This window comes from Parabacteroides caeci (genome assembly GCF_023656795.1).
GTDB lineage: Bacteria > Bacteroidota > Bacteroidia > Bacteroidales > Tannerellaceae > Parabacteroides > Parabacteroides segnis.
In genome coordinates, this window is record NZ_JAMOKT010000036.1 from 24,050 (window position 1) to 42,633 (window position 18,584).

Here is an 18,584-nt window from a genome sequence, read left to right on the forward strand (position 1 = left end):
ATAGAATGATGTATATGATTGTTGGGACTATAAACCAATCCCAAGTGAGTCGATGGGCAGATGCTACGGAAAGATCTATCGGCAAACGAATTTGTTTTGTTTTTGACAATAAAGTTATCACAGACCCGAAGGTAAATGCACGGATAGAAAGTGGTGCTTTCTCTATCTTTACTTATGCGAAGCAGGTTTGAAAAGCACCCTTCTTTTGTAATCAAAATAAGGGACTTTTGTATTCAAAACATATATGTTTTAATGACGAAACATATATGCTTTGAAAAAGCCTTCAGTATAGTTTTTCTCTCCTCACAATTCTTTGATCTTATGAAGTACCTCCATTTTTCCGAAGAGGATCAGCTTGTCGTTGGCTTCCAGCACCAGATCATCGGTCAGTGGGTCGACCACATAGTATTCTGTTTGTTTCAATCCGATCAGGTTTCGTACTTCTTTGGCTCGTTCTACTCCGACCAGGCGGATGCCGAAGTTCGTTTGGAAGTCGATCGTCTTTAGCGTCTGTCCGACTAAAGCTCCCGGTGTCTTTATTTTATACAGATGATGTGTTTCCGTTACCTGATACCAACGCTGGAACAGGTCACCCAGCAAACTCTGGGAGGCATAGGTTGCCGCATAATCCTGTTCCGGACGAATGATTTCCGATACACCGATCGAGCGGATCACCGTTTCATGAATGGGAGAGATCGAACGGACGATCAACCTGCTTGCATCCAGGCTCTTCAATAAGGCGACAGTCTGTACCGATGTTCCGAAATTCTTGCCGTAAGTAACGAAGATGGCATCCATTTCGCTCAACGGCAGTGTATTTAGTGCATCCCTGTCAGTCGTATCGAGGCTGACAGAACCGGAGATCGTTTGTTTTACGGCCTCCACTTTATGCAGGTTCAGATCGACACCTATCACTTCATCGCCGATACGGGTGAGATTTTCCGCGATAGCGCGTCCCAGATTTCCTAATCCTATAACCAGAAATTTCATAAGGCATTACATATTACATTAATATATTTTCCTGGGGATATGTGTAATCCCTCTTTTTGTACTCTCTCATAAAGCTGACTATGAATGTCAGTACCCCGATACGTCCGATTAACATCGTACAGATGATAATCAACTTTCCGGCCATGGAAAGCATAGAGGTGAAGTTCAGACTCGATCCCACCGTACTCAAAGCCGAAACAACTTCGAATGTAAGTGTAAACACCGGTGTCCCTTCTTCCGTATAAGACAATATCCAGACAGCCAGCGAGGCAAAGATGAAATAGAAGACAATCGTTGCGAAAGCCCGGCGGATAGTGGCGGGAGATATCTCACGTTTGCGAACTTCAACCTTTTCCTTTTCACGGGATACATTCAATGCCGTGGCAATAGCTACAAAAACGGTCGTTACTTTTAAGCCGCCACCGGTCGACATCGGAGCAGCCCCGATAACCATCAGGATAAGGGTCAGCATCAGCGTTACCGGACGAAGCGCATCCATATTTGCCACGGTGAAACCGGCCGTTCGGGGTGTCACGGCACCGAGCAGCGAATCAGCCAGCTTCCCTTTCAGAGGCAGGTCGGCCAACGTATTATTCATCTCAAAGAGGAAATAAAAGAACATACCTCCGACGATCAGGACCAGCGTACTTATTACTACTATATATGTATGGATATTGATGATACGGGGTGTGTGGATATAATGTTTCTGTTGCCCGATAGCTATCATAAAAGTGTTAACGATGAAATGCCTTAGCAGTTTCAGATAATTGAAAACGATCGGGAATCCCAGGCCTCCGAAGATGATTAACAGGGAAATCCATACGTGCAGATTGTAGTTATGGGCCACTATCGGATCACACATATTGCCGCTCAGTGTGGAAATACCGGCATTACAGAAGGCAGAAACCGCATGAAAGATAGCAAAGAAGATGTTATCCTGCGTAGTGGCTCCCGGCAACACGCCTCTGATATCCATATATATAAAGTAGGCCCCGATCCCTTCGATAAAGAAAGTAACGAACAGAATATTCAGGATAACGCGGAACAACCCACCGATACGGTCTTCGTTCAGCATATCTTTCAGAACCAGTTTGCTGGTGAAAGAAGAATGCCCCATGAAAGAAAGGGCAAAGAAACTGGTAAAAGTCATTACTCCGATTCCGCCGATTTGTATCAGGAGCATAATGATAACGTGCCCGATATGTGTAAAAGTAGTCGCTACGTCAACCGTAGTCAGTCCCGTTACACAGACAGAAGTCGTTGCCGTAAACAGCGCATCGACAAAATGGATCGGGCGGGTTGTTGCGTTCGGCAGCATCAGCAATCCGGCTCCGATCAGGATTACGAATATGAAACTCAGCAGGAACAGCAGTGACGGCTTGATACGTGTTTGCATAAGCGTGAAAGTCTGCCGTGACAGATGGATCATACTGAGCAATAACATCAGCGTATAGACAAACAACGGCTTCGACAGGAAATCGAGGTATGGCAGTGACTGCTGAATCACCTCTCTGAAAAATACTTTTGCCGACAAAACGGCAAACAGCAGAAAGTAAATGCCGATATCCAGATATAAGAGCTTTTCCTGTATGATCTCACCGAACCGGACGATGTAGCGGAGCGTGATACCGATAAAAAATGCCAGTAAAATATAAATACGGCTCAGATATAAATGATGTATGGTTTCGCTTGTCTGCTGGAACCCGAACTGGTAGATCAGTACGAATAAGGAAGCGATAGATGCCAGAAGAATGAGGCCTTCCGCGAATATATTCAGGATGCCTTTCATGTTCGCCCAGTACATCCGGCATGTGAACTGTATATGTTTTATATCCATTTTCAAGTATAATCTGCAGCAAAAGTATTAATAAAAGTAGTTGGAGGACAGAATAGTTCAGAAAGTTTAGATAAAGCATGTTAAAAAGAGAAAGATCAACGGTTTATCACAATATTGTTTTGTTTACATTATGGGCGATAAATGTTATTGTATGAGGTAAGATAGTAAATTGTCAGATAAATAAGCTGTTATAAATATTGAAAAAATGATTCTGTGTGTTTTGTATATTGGATAAATGTTTATATTTGCAACTGTTTAACGTAATATTATGGAAACACATATGGAAAATAACAAGATGCTTTACTCGCATGTGTCTGTTGATTGCGTGCTGCTGGGCGTAAACGAAGATAAATTATGCGTACTGCTCGTAGAGCGGAAAATAGACAAGAGTGACGAAAAACATTATAAGCTACCCGGTAGCCTGATTTTTGAGAACGAAGATCTGGACACGGCTGCTTACCGTGTATTTAATGAAGCTACAGGTTTGAAACGCGTACCTTTGAAACAGTTCCGCAGTTTTGGCTCTCCTTCACGTACGAAAAATAAAGATGATATGCAGTGGCTGGAAAACGCTATGAAGCTGAAGATCGAACGGATCGTAACCGTAGCTTATCTGGCATTGAGTAAGATCGGACGGAAGTCGAACCCGACCAATAAATATAATTCACTGGCCTGGTTCTCTGTCGACGCACTGCCTTCTTTGCCATTCGACCATAAAGAAATCATCGAGGCCGCTGTGGAGGAAATACGTGAATGGGTTGAAAAGGAGCCATCCATCATTTTCGATTACCTGCCTTTGAAATTTACAGCCTATCAGTTGCGTCGTACGTACGAGATCATATATAATAAGGAAATGGATGTCCGTAACTTCCATAAGAAAATGGGGTCGCTGGAATATATCGTACAGACTGACGAGATCGAAACAGGAGTTGCTCACCGTGCCGCCCGTTATTATCGTTTCGACAAAGTGAAGTATAATAAGTTGCATTCGAAATTTAATAAGAATTAATCAGTGAATATATGTATTTGTTAGGTTGTGACATAGGTAGTTCTTCTGTGAAGGCCTCGATTGTAGATGCCAATTCGGGATTAACTATCGGGGCGGATTTCTATCCGAAAGAGGAAGCGCCTATTAAAGCTGTAAAACCCGGTTGGGCGGAACAGGAGCCGGATGATTGGTGGAAGTATCTGAAGGAAGCCATTAAAGGAGCGATTGCGAAAGCCGGTATTCAGGGAACCGATATCAAAGCGATCGGTATCTCTTACCAGATGCACGGACTTGTGCTGGTCGATAAGAAGATGGAGGTGCTGCGTCCTTCTATCATCTGGTGCGACAGCCGTGCCGTACCTTATGGAGACCGTGCGTTTAAAAATATAGGGGAGAAGCAATGCTTGTCCCACCTGTTGAATTCGCCGGGTAATTTTACCGCATCCAAACTTGCCTGGGTAAAAGAGTTTGAACCGGAGTTATTCCGTTCCGTTCATAAGTTCATGCTGCCGGGTGACTTTATCGCCATGCGGATGACAGGGGATATCGTAACGACCGTGTCCGGTTTGTCGGAAGGTATCTTCTGGGACTTTAAGAACGAACAGGTTTCTGAAGACCTGATGAACTATTTCGGATTCAGCAACGACCTGATACCTGAGATACGTCCGACATTCGGTTTGCAGGGGGAACTGCTCGGTTCCGTTGCAACAGAACTGGGGTTGAAGAAAGGGACACCTGTGACTTACCGTGCCGGCGACCAGCCAAACAATGCTTTGTCGCTGAACGTATTGAATCCGGGTGAGATTGCTGCAACTGGTGGTACTTCCGGTGTGGTGTACGGTGTAAACGGAAAAGTGAATTTCGATACCTTGTCGCGGGTAAATACCTTTGCCCATGTAAATCATTCTGCGGATCAGACAAGGTTGGGCGTATTACTTTGTATCAACGGGGTGGGCATTCTGAATTCCTGGGTGAAGAAGAATGTAGCGCCCGAAGGAATCGGTTATCCGGAGTTGAACGAACTGGCTGCCGGTATCCCTGTCGGATCGGAAGGACTGTCCATTCTGCCGTTTGGTAATGGTGCCGAACGTATGTTGCAGAATAAGCAGATCGATTGTTCGATACACGGGCTGAATTTTAATATTCATAGCAAGGCCCATATTGCCCGTGCCGCTCAGGAAGGAATTGTGTTCTCTTTCAAATACGGAATGGATATCATGAACGAGATGGGAATCGATATAGATGTAATCCGTGCCGGTAGTGCCAATATGTTCCTGAGTCCGGTCTTCCGTGATACTTTGTCGGGTGTGACCGGAACGGTGATCGAGCTGTTCGATACAAACGGCGCTGTAGGTGCTGCCAAGGGAGCCGGTATCGGTGCCGGTATTTATCAGTCGGCCGAAGAAGCATTTGCCTCCCTCAAGAAAATCGATGTGATTGAACCCGACGGACTGAAGGCGGACAAATATTGTGCAGCTTACAGCATATGGAAAGAACGGCTGGACAAGCTGATGTGTGAGAATAACATACCAATGTAATATAAATCATTAAACAATTAATTTCATGGACTTTTATAAAGGTGAAAAAGAATTCTTCCCGGGAATAGGAAAGATTCAGTTTGAAGGACGCGATTCAAAGAATCCGATGGCATTTCATTATTATGATGAAAACAAGGTGGTAATGGGTAAAACATTGAAAGACCATCTTCGTTTTGCGATGGCTTACTGGCATACATTATGTGCCGAAGGTGGTGACCAGTTTGGCGGAGGAACAAAATCATTCCCCTGGAATGCAGCTTCCGACCCGATCAGCCGTGCCAAATATAAGATGGATGCAGCTTTCGAATTCATGACTAAATGTAGCATTCCTTATTACTGTTTCCACGATGTGGATGTGGTGGACGAAGCTCCTACACTGGTTCAGTTTGAGAAAGACTTGCAGACAATGGTGGAACATGCCAAAGGCTTGCAACAGGCAACCGGAAAGAAACTGTTATGGTCTACCGCCAACGTATTCAGTAACAAACGTTATATGAACGGTGCTGCAACCAATCCTTACTTCCCTGCACTGGCTTGTGCCGGAACACAGATTAAGAATGCTATCGACGCTTGTATCGCCTTAGGTGGCGAGAACTATGTATTCTGGGGTGGTCGTGAAGGTTATATGACCTTGCTGAATACAGATATGAAACGTGAAAAAGACCATCTGGCTATGATGCTTACCATGGCACGTGACTATGGCCGCAAGAATGGTTTCAAAGGCACGTTCCTGATCGAACCGAAACCGATGGAACCGACAAAACATCAGTACGACGTAGACTCGGAAACGGTTATCGGCTTCCTGCGCCACTATGGCCTGGATAAAGATTTCGCTTTGAATATCGAGGTGAACCACGCTACGCTGGCCGGACATACATTCGAACACGAATTGCAGGCTGCTGTGGATGCCGGCATGTTGTGCAGTATCGATGCAAACCGCGGCGACTATCAGAATGGCTGGGATACCGACCAGTTCCCGATGGATATCTACGAACTGACTCAGGCATGGCTGGTCATCCTTCAGGGTGGCGGTCTGACAACCGGAGGAACAAACTTCGACGCAAAGACCCGTCGTAACTCGACAGACCTGGATGATATCTTCCTGGCTCATATCGGTGGTATGGATGCGTTTGCCCGTGCTCTGATGTGTGCAGCCGCTATTATAGAACAGTCTGATTACACCAAGATGCGTGCCGAACGTTATGCCAGCTTCGATGGTGGCGACGGTAAAGCCTTTGAAGACGGTAAACTTACCCTGGAAGACCTGCGTACGATCGCTCTCCGCGACGGAGAACCGAAACAGATCAGCGGTAAGCAGGAGTTATATGAGATGATTCTCAATTTATATATATAATTAGTTACAAGGAGTAACTCTTTCCCCTCTGGAGAGGGGATTAAGGGGTGTGTTAAATTTAGTCTTATAACTGGCATTAACACACCCCCTGCCCCCTCTCGAGAGGGGAAAAGTTACTCTTAATCTGGTAAACATGAAAAACAACAACAGTTATATTTTTGGTATCACCCTCGTTGCTACCCTCGGAGGGTTATTATTCGGATATGACACGGCAGTTATCTCCGGAACAGTAGAATCACTACGGAAATTTTTTATTGAACCTTACGGATTACCGCTCGACCAGGCCAATTCGCTGGAAGGGTTTGTTGTCAGCAGTGCGCTGATCGGTTGTATCCTGGGTGCCTCTTTTGCCGGATGGGTCAGCCAGCGTTACGGACGTAAGCCGACGTTGATCGTGGCGTCTATTCTTTTCCTGCTTTCGGCTATCGGTTCGGCCTGGCCCGAATTCGGTCTGGGATTACCTGGAAGCGGAGATCATACTTACATGTATTTATTTGTGGCTTACCGTATTCTTGGCGGTATCGGGGTCGGTCTGGCTTCGATGGTTTCGCCGATGTACATTGCCGAGGTTGCTCCGGCAGACCGTCGTGGTAACCTGGTTTCGTGGAACCAGTTTGCGATCATCTTCGGTATGCTGGTCGTTTATTTTGTGAATTACACGATTGCGTTGCAGGGCGATGCTTCCTGGTTGCACACGGTTGGATGGAGATGGATGTTCGCTTCTGAAATTATTCCTGCCGTATTCTTCTTTACCCTGCTGATGTTTGTTCCTGAAACGCCCCGTTACCTGGTAATGCGTGGAAAGACGGAAAAGGCATTGACCATCCTCGACCGCCTGATGGGAAAAGACGAAGCCGTGAAAGAACTGGGTGACATAAAAGAGAGTTTCAAGGAAAAAGCACCCTCCATGCGTCCTTACTTCCGTTTTATGGGAGCATGGCTCGTTTTGTTCCTGTTGGCTTACGGGGCATTGGAACTGGCGGGAAATACAAGTGCACTGGAGATCGCCTTGATCGGTAGTTTCTTCGTTTCGCTGGCGTTCCCGATTCGTTCTTACGGGGTACTTATTATTATGGTAGGTATTTTGCTGTCCGGATTTCAGCAGTTTGTCGGTATCAACGTGGTGCTTTATTATGCACCGGAGATTTTTAAGACGATGGGAGCCGCTACCGATGCCGCTTTGTTGCAGCAGATTGTGGTAGGGGCCGTGAACCTGTCGTTCACTGTGCTGGCAATCTTTACGGTCGATAAGTTTGGCCGCCGTCCGTTGATGATTATCGGTGCGTTGGTGATGGCTGTTTCCATGATTATCCTGGGAACAACATTCTATACACACTCTGTCGGCATAGGCTCGTTGGTTTGTATGCTGGTGTATACTGCCGGTTTCGCTATGTCATGGGGACCTGTTTGCTGGGTATTGCTGGCGGAAATCTTCCCGAACTCGATCCGTTCGACGGTGATGAGTATTGCCGTTGCCGGACAGTGGATTGCCAACTTCCTCGTATCGTGGACTTTCCCGATGCTTGACAAGAACCAGTACCTGACGGAAACGTTTAATCACGGTGTCGCTTACTGGATTTACGGCCTGATGGGTATCCTTGCCGCTGCCTTTATCTGGAAATTCGTTCCCGAAACGAAAGGTAAGACATTGGAACAGATGGAACAGTACTGGAAGAGATAATTTATTTTCCATATGAATAGAGGGGCTGTCATATCTTTTGGCGGCCTCTTTTTGTTTTCTCTTGCATAATCTTATCATCTGTTTTACCGCTTTTTTGTACATTTGTCTGCGTTAAAAAAGACTTTTAGTATGCCTATTATAAAACGGATCCTGATCTGGTGCAGGAATATCCTTCTATTCCTGTTTATATCCAGCATCCTGGCGGTGGTGGCCTATAAATTCATTCCTGTTTATTATACGCCGTTGATGCTGACACGGCTGTACGACCAGTATAAATCGGGGAAGCCTTTCAAACTCGAACATACGTGGGTTCCGCTGTCGAAGATAGCCCAACCGTTGGTGCAGGCCGTGGTCGCTTCCGAGGATAATCTGTTTCTCGACCACAACGGCTTTGATATCGAACAGATACAGAAGGCACGTGATGAGGCGGAGAAAGGAAAGCGTGTGCGTGGCGCCAGCACCATATCCCAGCAGACAGCCAAGAATGTCTTCCTGCTTCCAACGAAAAGTTATATACGAAAAGGTATCGAAGTCTATTTCACCCTGTTGATAGAATGGATATGGGGTAAAGAAAGGATTATGGAAGTCTATCTCAATTCGATTGAGATGGGAGACGGCATCTACGGAGCGGAGGCGGTAGCCAAAGTCCATTTTAAGAAGCAGGCCTATCAGCTGACCCGTGAAGAAGCGGCTTTGGTCGCTGCGTCCCTGCCGAATCCCCGTAAGTTTAATTCCGGCAAACCTTCCCCTTATATGTTGAAGCGGCAAGGGCAGATTCTTTCCTTGATGGGTAAGCTGCTAAAGATACAAATGGGTTACGGAGCCGGTGAAATAGAAAACACAAACAAAAAGATAAAAAAGAGAAAAAAATGGAGAGCTTCACTTTTCACGACCTCGGACGTATCGCTTATACCGACGCTTTAAAGGTTCAGACGGAAGCGTTTGAGACACTGCTGCATGCCAAAGTGTGGGGCGGACAAGGAGAGAATAAACTGTTTTTCTGCGAACATGAGCCGGTGCTGACAATCGGTAAGAGCGGGAAAGACACAAACTTGCTGATCCCTGCCGAACTGCTGCAGCTGCGGGGCATTTCCTTCTTTCATACGAATCGGGGCGGGGATATCACCTATCATGGTCCCGGACAGATCACCGGTTATCCGGTATTCGACCTCGAACACTGGCAACTGGGACTGAAACAGTATATCCATACTTTGGAAGAAGTCATTATCCACTTCCTGTCTCTCTACGGGATAAAAGGAGAACGGCTGGAAGGGGCGACCGGGGTCTGGATCGACCCGCTGGTAAAAGGCCGTGCCCGTAAGATATGTGCCATCGGGGTGAAGAGCAGCCGGTATGTCACTATGCACGGTTTTGCGCTGAACATCAATACGGATTTAAGCTATTTCTCCCTGATTAATCCTTGTGGCTTCACAGATAAAGGCGTCACTTCGCTGGAAAAGGAATTAGGCGAAAAGCAGGATTTCGAACTAGCTAAAACACAACTTCATTCATTATTCTCAGAACTGTTTCCCTGATGGATTATAAAATACATTTCGCTCCTTTGCAAGGATATACCGATGCCGTGTACCGGGAAGTCCATCACCGTATATTCGGTGGGGTGGAGAATTATTACACCCCTTTTGTGCGTGTGGAGAAAGACGGTTTCCGTAACAAAGATATCCGTGATATCGCTCCGGAAAGAAATTCGGAAACACCGGTGATTCCCCAACTGATTGCTGCTACTCCCGGTGAATTCCGCCGTTTGGCTGCATTGTTCCGGGAAAAGGGATACCGGCAGGCGGATATCAATATGGGGTGTCCTTTCCCTATGCAGGCGCGTTTGCACCGGGGGGCGGGGATTCTTCCTTTTGTAGAAGAGGCGGAGGCTTTGTTGCAGACGATCCGGGAGTTCCCGGAGATGAGCTTTTCGGTTAAACTCCGGTTGGGCTGGAATGCCCCGGATGAGGTCTTTGCCTTGCTTCCGGTTATGAACTCCCTGCCTCTGGCTCATGTTACTTTGCATCCCCGGATAGGCACGCAACAATACAAAGGGAATGTGGATACAGACAGTTTCGCCCGTTTCTATGAGGTATGCAGGCATCCGCTTTTTTATAACGGAGATTTGAACAGCCTGGAAGATATAGACCGGATTCTCTGCCGGTTTCCCCGTCTGGCAGGTGTGATGTCGGGGCGTGGCCTGTTATCCTCTCCCTGGCTGGCTGCGGAATATGCAGCAGGCAACAGTTTTACGGATGAAGAAAAGAAAGCTAAACTGCTTCATTTCCACACGTTGTTGTTTGAAAAATACAGCAGTGCGCTTGAAGGAGGCGACCATCAGATACTGGCCAAAATGAAAACCCTTTGGGATTACCTGTTGCCGGAGGCTGAGAAACGTCTGCGGAAGAAGATACTGAAAAGCAACCAACTGCCTACTTATCTCCAGGCCGTGAAGGAGTTGTTACAATAGTTGAATCAGCCTTCGCCGGCGCGATTGTATCGGCAGGGGCAAGCGGGATAATCGGTAATAACTTCCTTCTCCGGCGGAAAAACTCGGAGAGATGGGAGAAGTCTTTCTTGAACATGACACCTACGCCCTGAGTTGTTAACGCTCCGTTGAGGTATTTGTACATATCATTTGCATGATTGTATGCTTTCAGGCGGATTTCTCCGCTGGGAGTTAACTTGTATTCCAGGTCGAACTCACCGACAAAATCATTCTTTTGCTGATACGTATTGTTCCTGTATCCGAAACTGCCGTTGAACAGCAGGCGGTTGTCGAGCAATTGGCTGGAAAGTAACATTTCCACTTCCGTATCCTGTATGCCGTCTTCGCTGGTACGGATATTCGTTCCGATCTGTACCTTGTCGGTCAGGCTGTTCAGAATACTTGAAATCTGGGATGAGATGGCAGAAGAAGCTACTGCACTGAACTCGCTCGAACGGTAAGCATTCTGAGAATAGTCGGGTGTGTAGAACTTATTCAATACCAGCAAATAGATGATCTGACGCGTCATCATATCTTCGGTATCGACCAATGCCTTCATCTGTCGTTCTATCTCTTCGTTGGTGCCGGGCAGTTCCAGGTCGAATGAGATTGCCGGACTGCGCAACATACCATCCAGGTTAAGCACGCAGTTGACGGGGACGTTGGTTCGGGGACTTTCCCTGGCAAGCCCTTCATCCAGATCACGCAAGTTGGCTGTCAGGTTATAAATAGCATTTATATGCATCGTCGCATCGAAAGGATCGCCACGGAAGTCGATTGCACTGCCTTCACGTATCTTAAAGTCTTTATGGATAATCTGTTGTAAGCTGAAATTATAGTTACCGCTGACGATTCCCATGTTGCCATACATGCGTAAGTCCGTTTTTGTCCCGTATTCTATCTGCATGCTTCCGCTGCAATTACCGGTTATTTTGTCGCCGGCAATCGGGTCCATAATCAGTTCGATTTTGGCATCGGGGGTGATATCGAGCAGGAAGTTCATGCGCATTTCGGCCCCTTCCTCTTCTTCATTGTTTACAATCTTCAGGGAATCCCGCGATAATGTTCCGTTGGCCAGATCTTTCAATTGTTTTTTATCTACAAAAGTGATAAAGTCATAGTCGGCAGCAGTAGTGTTGTTGATGAAGTCGAGGGTAATGGACGTCTTAGGATCGCTCCGCATATTGATATCGAAGTTGATTAGCTTGTCATTTCCTTTGATGGAAGCCGAACCACTACCGAAAACGGTACCGTAGATCAGTGGATTCAGTTTGCGGGTAGCGTTGAATACCAGCATATTCTTTGTCTTGACATTCACGTCGAAGCTGACATCTTTGAAGTGGTTATGATAGACGCTCATGTTGACGGTACCCGGATTACCGAACTCGTCGTGAACCGTCAGGTCGCGCATATTTATGGAACCGGCATCCATGTAGATGGAGTCGGAGAATGTATAATACGTATTGGTATATTCGATACCCAGGCCACCGTCCAGCACGTATGCGTCGCCCTCTACGGTCAGCGCTTTGAACGGGCCGTGCAGGTGGACGTTTCCGAATCCCCGTCCTTTCATGTTTTTGGCAACCTTTTCCACAAAAGGATGGAGGAATCCCAGGTTGATATCGTTGGCATCAAAGAACAGGGAGAGTCCGGCATTTTGTCCGACGGGGAAGATATAGCCGCTTACGTCGGTCCATGTCGTATCGTTTTTATAGATGCTACCCAGCATTAGGATACCTTTCTGGGCATCGTCCCACTCGCTGAACAGATTTAGCCGGCCGAGGGGAGTCTGGTTAAATGAAAAGTCATTTATTTCAAGGTCGGTGTTCAGCATGCGACTTCCGTAAAGGTCGCAGATATTGAATGTACCCGTTGCTTTCCCGGCAAACTGTAATACCGGAATGTTCAGTATATCGAATATATAACTGAGTTCAACCTGTTTCAGAGCCATTAAAAGGGTATCTGCCGGATTTTTGGAGATACTCCCGTCCAGCAACAACGATTGTTTTTCGTTGCCTACCCTGAATTTATGGATATCTATTTTACCGTCGGATATTCTGATATCCGACGGATGGATGATCCATAGAGAATCGTTCAGCACCAGCTGGCTCTCTTTCACGGCAATATCGGTCCGTAGCATGGCAGGCTTCTTCTCCTGTTCCTCTTCCGTAAAGAGGGCGGAAGCCGAAAGTTCGGCACGAAATTCTTTTTCCTTGTTGTTTGCCCATCCGATCAGCGTATTGATCCGGTTATCCTTGGCATCCACTTTCAGATCGAGGTAGTTGCGAAGTCCTTTCTGGTTGTAGTTGATCGCTTTTAATAGCAGATTGATGTTTTCCTGCGGGTTGTCGCATGTCAGATAGCCGGATTCGAACATGGACTTTCCCAGTCTGAACTTGGGGAGGAAGGCTTCGATGCGGAATTTGTTATACAGGTTGTTGTAATGTCCCGTGATACGTGCCTGGTTTACTACTGTTACCGGCAATTTGAGTGTTTCGGATATCTTCTCCGTATTTTCCACAGTCAGCAACAGCGAGAAATTGTTTTCTTCTACCTGCTGCTTTTTCTGCGTGGCATTGATAAGCGCCGGAATATATCCTTTGAAGGTATTCATGAAACTCGGGATGATCGTTTTGAACGAGTAAGCACCCGTCACTTCCCCGTTCAGAATGTCGGACGAGATCGTCAGATGGCGATCCAGCGAATGACCGGAGGCCGTTACCTGAAACTTTTTCAGGAAAAAGCTGCTGGGCGCTGTGATGAAGGAAAGACTGTCTATCGTGATGTTCCCCTCCAGGTTATCTATATTGTTACCGGTGAAGTCGGCGTTCAGGGATAACGAGATGTCCGGCGATTCGTATTTATCGATCAGGTGGAGGCTGTCCGGGCGGAAATGTTCCAGATTGGCGGTGAAGTTGAACATGGAGTTCTTTCCTTCGTGGCGGAACATACCCTCTGCATATAACTTACCGTTCGGATCGTTCACCTGTACCATCCCGTCAAAGCTGTTTTTCTTGAAATTTCCGGATAACTGAATATCTTCGTATTTGTATTTCTTGTATTCGAATTCGTCGATATTTGCTTTGATATTACCAAAGAAACTGCTGTTTTTATGCCGTTTGGCATCGACCGATATGTTCAGCTTGGCGTTACCGTAAGGGTTGCCTTCGTCGAAAAGTTCGTTCAGAAGCAGTCCGGAGGTGGAAACATGTCCTTTCAGGTAGGCTGTGATATTATTTTCTTTATCACTACCGAATATCATATCGGTTTGTACGGAGCCGATAGCCGAAGAGAACTTTCCGAAAGCCACCAGGTTATCGAAGAAGCCGGATATCTCTCCGGTAAAGTTGATTGTGCCCAGTCTGATAACCGGATCGGGCAGGACGACCGGTTTTTTATTGAAATTGTTTATCAGTCCGCTCAGTCCGTCGGTGGTAATATACATTTTGTTCACCTGTCCGAAGATATAGGCATCTTCCGGGTGGCTGATTCCTTTCAGGTCCATTTTCCCGATAAACAGCATCTTGTCGCTGTATCGTAATGTCAACTGTTTCAGGTTGATATTGTTGATGGCTCCGGAGGCTTCGGCCGAAAGTTCGATGGTTTCGGTGAAATTACTAAAGGCCGGAACGAAAGACGAAAGGTCTTTCAGGCAGATTTGCGACGGAGATATGTTCAGTGCCAGCGGCGCATGGTTCAGCAGCTCGGAAGCATTGCTGATTTCGCGCATGTCTATCCTGGCCTTGCTTATTTTCAAATCGGTTTCCGGCAACTTGATTTCGAAGTTATTGATAAACGTGCTGTCGCGGTTGCCGATGATATTCATCGAGAGTTTGTTCAACGTAAAGCCGGATGCCTCATCGAAACTCATCTTTTTGATGTTCGCGTTGAGACTGTCCTTATTGAACGCTTTCATGGAAATCTTGGCACTCAGGTTCTTGATGTCCACATGTTTGGCGTTGAACTTACCGGGCGTTTGCGCCTCGCTCTCCACATCGAACCGGAAATTCCCGCGGCGTATCAGGATGGAGTTGAAGCGCAGGTCGATATTCGGATTCTTCTTCATCGTATCTTTGCTGGCGAAAGCGTCGATAACGAACTGGAGGTTCAACGGACTGTCGGGAGTCTTTTTATTGAGATTGACCGAAAAGCCGAATAACCGGACCGTAGAGAATACAAATTTACCTTTGAGCAATGGGAGGACTTCGAAACCGACAGCCACATGATTTGCCTCGAATAAGGTCTTACCTGCCTTGTCTTCCAGGTATAAGTTGTCGAGTACCACGCGGTTGAACCACTCGATATTTACATTTCCTATCTTTACGGGCACACCGAGATGGCTGGATAATTCTGTCGATGCAATGCCGGAAACCTGAGATTGGATATAAGGTATCTTCAATAAAATGAAAGGCATTGCATAGAATATCCAGAACAAAACAAGTAGGGTAATGATTATGTATTTTAGTCCTCTGATATCTTTACTATATTTTAAACGCAAATCTACAACAATATCGCGATAGATTTCATTAAATTTGCACAAAAAAACGAGAGAAGAGTATGAGTGTAACAATATTGGGGATAGAATCATCCTGTGATGATACTTCCTCTTCCGTAATACGCGACGGCGTGATGCTGTCGAACGTGATAGCCAGCCAGGCCGTTCACGAGGCTTATGGCGGTGTCGTTCCTGAACTGGCTTCGCGGGCACACCAGCAGAATATTATTCCGGTGGTTGCCGAAGCCATCAAACGGGCCGGTATCGATAAATCGGAACTGAGCGCTGTCGCTTTTACACGAGGGCCGGGATTGATGGGTTCCCTGTTGGTCGGGACCTCTTTTGCCAAAGGATTTGCCGCCTCTCTGGATATCCCGATGATCGAGATTAACCATTTGCAGGCCCATGTGCTTGCCCATTTCATCAAGGAAACGCCGGAAGATGATCATGCGCCTTCTTTCCCTTTCCTTTGTTTGCTGGTGTCGGGTGGCAATTCGCAAATCATCAAGGTGAACGCATATAACGACATGGAGGTGATAGGCCAGACAATAGACGACGCGGCCGGCGAAGCCTTCGACAAATGTGCCAAGGTGATGGGATTGGGTTATCCCGGTGGTCCGGTGGTGAACCGTCTGGCCAACGAAGGAAATCCGAAAGCCTTCGCTTTCAGTAAACCGCATATTCCGGGATACGATTACAGCTTCAGCGGGTTGAAAACCTCTTTCCTTTATACGTTGAGGGATCGGTTGCAGGAAGATCCCGATTTTATCGAAAAGAACAAACAAGACCTCTGTGCTTCCTTACAGTCTACAGTGATCGATATCCTGATGGATAAGTTGCGCAAGGCAGCGAAAGACCTGAATATAAAAGAGGTGGCGGTGGCCGGAGGTGTATCGGCAAACTCCGGTTTGCGTGATGCTTTCCTGGATCATGCCAAGCGGTATGGTTGGAAGGTACATATCCCGAAGTTTGCGTTTACAACAGACAACGCGGCGATGGTCGCCATTACAGGTTATTATAAATACCTCGATAAGGATTTCTGCCCGATGGATGCAGTTCCTTTCTCAAGGGTTGTTATTTAAAGAAGAATACAAAGGTTGGAAGAAATATACTATCATACTATCATATTTCGATATAAGTAGTTGTATACATGTTTGTTATAGTATGATAGTAGCTGTTTTCAACTATCATTTATCTATCATACTACTATCATTTCCTGCTTAAAAAATGGGATAGACAGTATGCTGTTTTCACTAAGTATATAGCTAAAAGACAGACAGATAGTGACAAAAGTTGTTCGACACCCGGGTCTTGAAACCTTTGACACCCGGGTGTAGGCATCGTCGAGATGGGGGTGTAAAAAGGGGGGAAATGGGCATCCCGGCAACAAAAAGTCTGTGTTCGAGTGAAATTAAGTCATAGTTTTGGGATAAAAAGGTAGTAATCTGACGAATTATAAGATGCCATAGGCGGTTGTAACAAACGCCTTTGTCGGGTTAAAAAGACTGTCCGTTGGTTAAAATAGAGTTAAAATGATGGTTACATGATAGATAAATGATAGTATAAAAACGTACTGTCATAGTTTAAATGATTGCTATATAGTTATTTATATGTCGTAATGACAGTATGATAGTATATTCCGTGAAAACCTCTTGCGTTGAGAGGGATAATTCTATTTTAGAAAGAATTGAGTTGTCTATTTATAATGACTGGTTGTAACTGCTTCCCCTCTTGAGAGGGGGTAGGGGGTGTGTTAAAGCCAGTCAATAAAAACAGACCTTGTTACAGGTTTATTTGCCGTCTGCTTCAGCTGACGGATTGGTAAATTATCTATTTCTCCGGACTTTAGTCACATTTCTTACAAGTTTCTATCTAAGAGAAATGTGGCTGAAGCCAAAAATGAGAAACAACTTTTAAACCGTCAGCTGAAGCAGACGGCAAATGGACCTGTAATAGTCAAGTAACTCTGATTATGATAGTTGATAGGTGGGGATATGACACACCCCCTTCCCCCTCTCGAGAGGGGAATCAGTTACAACCAGCTACTATAAACAGACTCGTTTCTGATAATTATTAAAACATTTAAACCTGATAATAAAACGATATGAATAATAATAATTCGCTCAGCAAACAACTTGGCGAACTTTTGCGTTCGAAAGGTTTGGTAATGGGTACGGCGGAAAGCTGTACGGGCGGACGTATTGCCAATATGGTTACCCTGGTGGCTGGTAGTTCCGATTATTTTGTCGGAGGCGTTGTTTCTTATAGCAACGAGGTGAAACATAATGTGCTTGGAGTTTCGGAAGACAGTTTGCGTCTTTACGGTGCTGTGAGCCGTGAAGTGGTGGAACAGATGGCGCAGGGAGCTATCCGTACATTGGGATGCGATTGCTCGGTGGCGACGTCGGGAGTTGCCGGACCAGGCGGGGGAAGTCCCGAAAAACCCGTAGGAACGGTCTGGATCGCTGCCGCTTTGAAGGAACAGGCCGTTTCGCATTGTTATCATTTCGGTACGGTGCGGGCCGAAAACATACAGTCGGCAGCCGATGCCGCTTTGACAATGTTACTGGAACTTTTACAGAAGTCCGATGGATAAATTCATAGAACAACAGCGATTGATCTATCCGATGTCGGACGAAGCCATCCGGCTTCTGATCGATGAGATGGACGAGGTTTCTTTCCCGAAGGGCGATCTTCTTATCAGGGAGGGCGACCGTGATCCGTTTGTGTGGTTCGTCAGGAAGGGATTGATCCGTTCATATGTCGAAAGGGAAACGAAAGACATCACATTATGGTTCGCTTCGGATGGCGAAATGATAAATTTCGTTTACCGGGATATTGCCGCTTATAATATCGAGATGGTGGAAGATTCGGACTTGCTCCGTATCCCTGCCCGCAGGCTGGAAGAACTTTTCGAGCAGTCGCACGACATAGCTGTCTGGGGACTCAAACTGCTTGATTATTATCTTCGGGAGTATGAAAATTATTTTATTAATGATAGTTGGAGTGATGCCCGCGAGCAATACGAAGCCTTGTTGCGCAGCAATCCCGAACTTTTCCAGCGAGTACCTCTCAAGCATATTGCTTCTTATCTCCAGATCACTCCTCAATCGTTGAGCCGTATTCGTTCTTCTTCTAAATAAAAAGAGCGGACCGAAATTATCCTATGGTAATTTTTCTCTGAAAAGACCTCCCTACCTTTGCAGCCGGAAACCA

The 18,584-nt window shown here is 46.2% G+C and carries 14 protein-coding genes; 11 read left to right on the forward strand and 3 right to left on the reverse strand.

The features are described 5' to 3' along the window. The first annotated feature begins 5 nt into the window (after nucleotides 1-5). Nucleotides 6-191, forward strand: a complete 186-nt coding sequence (locus tag NBH15_RS17420; protein ID WP_250823175.1) for a SecDF P1 head subdomain-containing protein — start codon at nucleotides 6-8, stop codon at nucleotides 189-191. Between the two features lie 112 nt (nucleotides 192-303). Here NBH15_RS17420 and NBH15_RS17425 read toward each other — a convergent pair whose 3' ends face one another. Beyond that, nucleotides 304-990: a potassium channel family protein gene (locus NBH15_RS17425; RefSeq protein ID WP_007653146.1), complete on the reverse strand. Its 687-nt coding sequence runs from the start codon at nucleotides 988-990 to the stop codon at nucleotides 304-306. Nucleotides 991-1,003: 13 nt separating this feature from the next. Next, nucleotides 1,004-2,827 (reverse strand): TrkH family potassium uptake protein, encoded by a 1,824-nt coding sequence (locus tag NBH15_RS17430; protein WP_250823176.1) that lies wholly within the window; start codon nucleotides 2,825-2,827, stop codon nucleotides 1,004-1,006. 268 nt (nucleotides 2,828-3,095) lie between these two features. Here NBH15_RS17430 and NBH15_RS17435 point away from each other — a divergent pair, with 268 nt between their 5' ends. The 7 genes from NBH15_RS17435 to NBH15_RS17465 all read left to right on the forward strand — a co-directional run bounded on the left by NBH15_RS17435 (nucleotide 3,096) and on the right by NBH15_RS17465 (nucleotide 10,855). Continuing rightward, a complete protein-coding gene (locus tag NBH15_RS17435) occupies nucleotides 3,096-3,836 on the forward strand; it encodes an NUDIX hydrolase (RefSeq protein WP_128133910.1) in 741 nt (246 codons plus the stop codon). Between the two features lie 11 nt (nucleotides 3,837-3,847). Continuing rightward, entirely contained in the window at nucleotides 3,848-5,353 is a 1,506-nt protein-coding gene (locus NBH15_RS17440; RefSeq protein WP_128133909.1) for a xylulokinase, read from the forward strand. Nucleotides 5,354-5,378: 25 nt separating this feature from the next. Continuing rightward, the gene (gene xylA, locus NBH15_RS17445; protein ID WP_010803714.1) at nucleotides 5,379-6,707 is read left to right on the forward strand and encodes a xylose isomerase; all 1,329 of its coding nucleotides are present in this window, start codon (nucleotides 5,379-5,381) and stop codon (nucleotides 6,705-6,707) included. A gap of 133 nt (nucleotides 6,708-6,840) precedes the next feature. Then, on the forward strand, nucleotides 6,841-8,388 hold the full coding sequence (gene xylE / locus NBH15_RS17450) for a D-xylose transporter XylE (protein ID WP_128134369.1): 1,548 nt from the start codon (nucleotides 6,841-6,843) through the stop codon (nucleotides 8,386-8,388). Between the two features lie 129 nt (nucleotides 8,389-8,517). Continuing rightward, nucleotides 8,518-9,312, forward strand: coding sequence for a monofunctional biosynthetic peptidoglycan transglycosylase (gene mtgA, locus NBH15_RS17455; RefSeq protein ID WP_128134368.1), 795 nt, complete (start codon nucleotides 8,518-8,520; stop codon nucleotides 9,310-9,312). Continuing rightward, nucleotides 9,258-9,923 (forward strand): lipoyl(octanoyl) transferase LipB, encoded by a 666-nt coding sequence (lipB, locus tag NBH15_RS17460; RefSeq protein WP_128134367.1) that lies wholly within the window; start codon nucleotides 9,258-9,260, stop codon nucleotides 9,921-9,923. Before mtgA ends, lipB begins: the two co-directional genes overlap by 55 nt. Continuing rightward, nucleotides 9,923-10,855, forward strand: coding sequence for a tRNA dihydrouridine synthase (locus tag NBH15_RS17465; RefSeq protein WP_128134366.1), 933 nt, complete (start codon nucleotides 9,923-9,925; stop codon nucleotides 10,853-10,855). The genes lipB and NBH15_RS17465 overlap by 1 nt, the downstream gene beginning before the upstream one ends. Here the strand turns inward: NBH15_RS17465 and NBH15_RS17470 are convergent. Beyond that, nucleotides 10,818-15,287 carry a translocation/assembly module TamB domain-containing protein gene (locus NBH15_RS17470; RefSeq protein WP_244051132.1) on the reverse strand — a complete coding sequence of 1,490 codons (4,470 nt, stop codon included), beginning with the start codon at nucleotides 15,285-15,287 and terminating at the stop codon, nucleotides 10,818-10,820. The two genes, NBH15_RS17465 and NBH15_RS17470, sit on opposite strands and share 38 nt — an antisense overlap. A 143-nt stretch (nucleotides 15,288-15,430) precedes the next feature. Between NBH15_RS17470 and tsaD the strand changes: the two genes are divergently transcribed. The 3 genes from tsaD (at nucleotide 15,431) to NBH15_RS17485 (ending at nucleotide 18,511) form a co-directional block, all read left to right on the forward strand. Next, on the forward strand, nucleotides 15,431-16,450 hold the full coding sequence (tsaD, locus tag NBH15_RS17475; protein ID WP_128134365.1) for a tRNA (adenosine(37)-N6)-threonylcarbamoyltransferase complex transferase subunit TsaD: 1,020 nt from the start codon (nucleotides 15,431-15,433) through the stop codon (nucleotides 16,448-16,450). A gap of 1,022 nt (nucleotides 16,451-17,472) precedes the next feature. Continuing rightward, complete coding sequence (locus tag NBH15_RS17480) at nucleotides 17,473-17,964, forward strand: CinA family protein (RefSeq protein WP_128134364.1); 492 nt, start codon at nucleotides 17,473-17,475, stop codon at nucleotides 17,962-17,964. Further along, the gene (locus NBH15_RS17485; RefSeq protein ID WP_007653179.1) at nucleotides 17,957-18,511 is read left to right on the forward strand and encodes a Crp/Fnr family transcriptional regulator; all 555 of its coding nucleotides are present in this window, start codon (nucleotides 17,957-17,959) and stop codon (nucleotides 18,509-18,511) included. The genes NBH15_RS17480 and NBH15_RS17485 overlap by 8 nt, the downstream gene beginning before the upstream one ends. Nucleotides 18,512-18,584: the final 73 nt, after the last annotated feature.

What these genes read in the sequence shown, in the direction of transcription:
- NBH15_RS17435 (WP_128133910.1), top strand. Translation starts at nt 3,096, where the DNA reads ATGGAAACACATATGGAAAATAACAAGATGCTTTACTCGCATGTGTCT.
- NBH15_RS17425 (WP_007653146.1), bottom strand. Translation starts at nt 990, where the DNA reads ATGAAATTTCTGGTTATAGGATTAGGAAATCTGGGACGCGCTATCGCG.
- NBH15_RS17440 (WP_128133909.1), top strand. Translation starts at nt 3,848, where the DNA reads ATGTATTTGTTAGGTTGTGACATAGGTAGTTCTTCTGTGAAGGCCTCG.
- lipB (WP_128134367.1), top strand. Translation starts at nt 9,258, where the DNA reads ATGGAGAGCTTCACTTTTCACGACCTCGGACGTATCGCTTATACCGAC.
- mtgA (WP_128134368.1), top strand. Translation starts at nt 8,518, where the DNA reads ATGCCTATTATAAAACGGATCCTGATCTGGTGCAGGAATATCCTTCTA.
- NBH15_RS17470 (WP_244051132.1), bottom strand. Translation starts at nt 15,287, where the DNA reads ATGCCTTTCATTTTATTGAAGATACCTTATATCCAATCTCAGGTTTCC.
- xylA (WP_010803714.1), top strand. Translation starts at nt 5,379, where the DNA reads ATGGACTTTTATAAAGGTGAAAAAGAATTCTTCCCGGGAATAGGAAAG.
- NBH15_RS17420 (WP_250823175.1), top strand. Translation starts at nt 6, where the DNA reads ATGATGTATATGATTGTTGGGACTATAAACCAATCCCAAGTGAGTCGA.
- NBH15_RS17485 (WP_007653179.1), top strand. Translation starts at nt 17,957, where the DNA reads ATGGATAAATTCATAGAACAACAGCGATTGATCTATCCGATGTCGGAC.
- NBH15_RS17465 (WP_128134366.1), top strand. Translation starts at nt 9,923, where the DNA reads ATGGATTATAAAATACATTTCGCTCCTTTGCAAGGATATACCGATGCC.
- NBH15_RS17430 (WP_250823176.1), bottom strand. Translation starts at nt 2,827, where the DNA reads ATGGATATAAAACATATACAGTTCACATGCCGGATGTACTGGGCGAAC.
- NBH15_RS17480 (WP_128134364.1), top strand. Translation starts at nt 17,473, where the DNA reads ATGAATAATAATAATTCGCTCAGCAAACAACTTGGCGAACTTTTGCGT.
- xylE (WP_128134369.1), top strand. Translation starts at nt 6,841, where the DNA reads ATGAAAAACAACAACAGTTATATTTTTGGTATCACCCTCGTTGCTACC.
- tsaD (WP_128134365.1), top strand. Translation starts at nt 15,431, where the DNA reads ATGAGTGTAACAATATTGGGGATAGAATCATCCTGTGATGATACTTCC.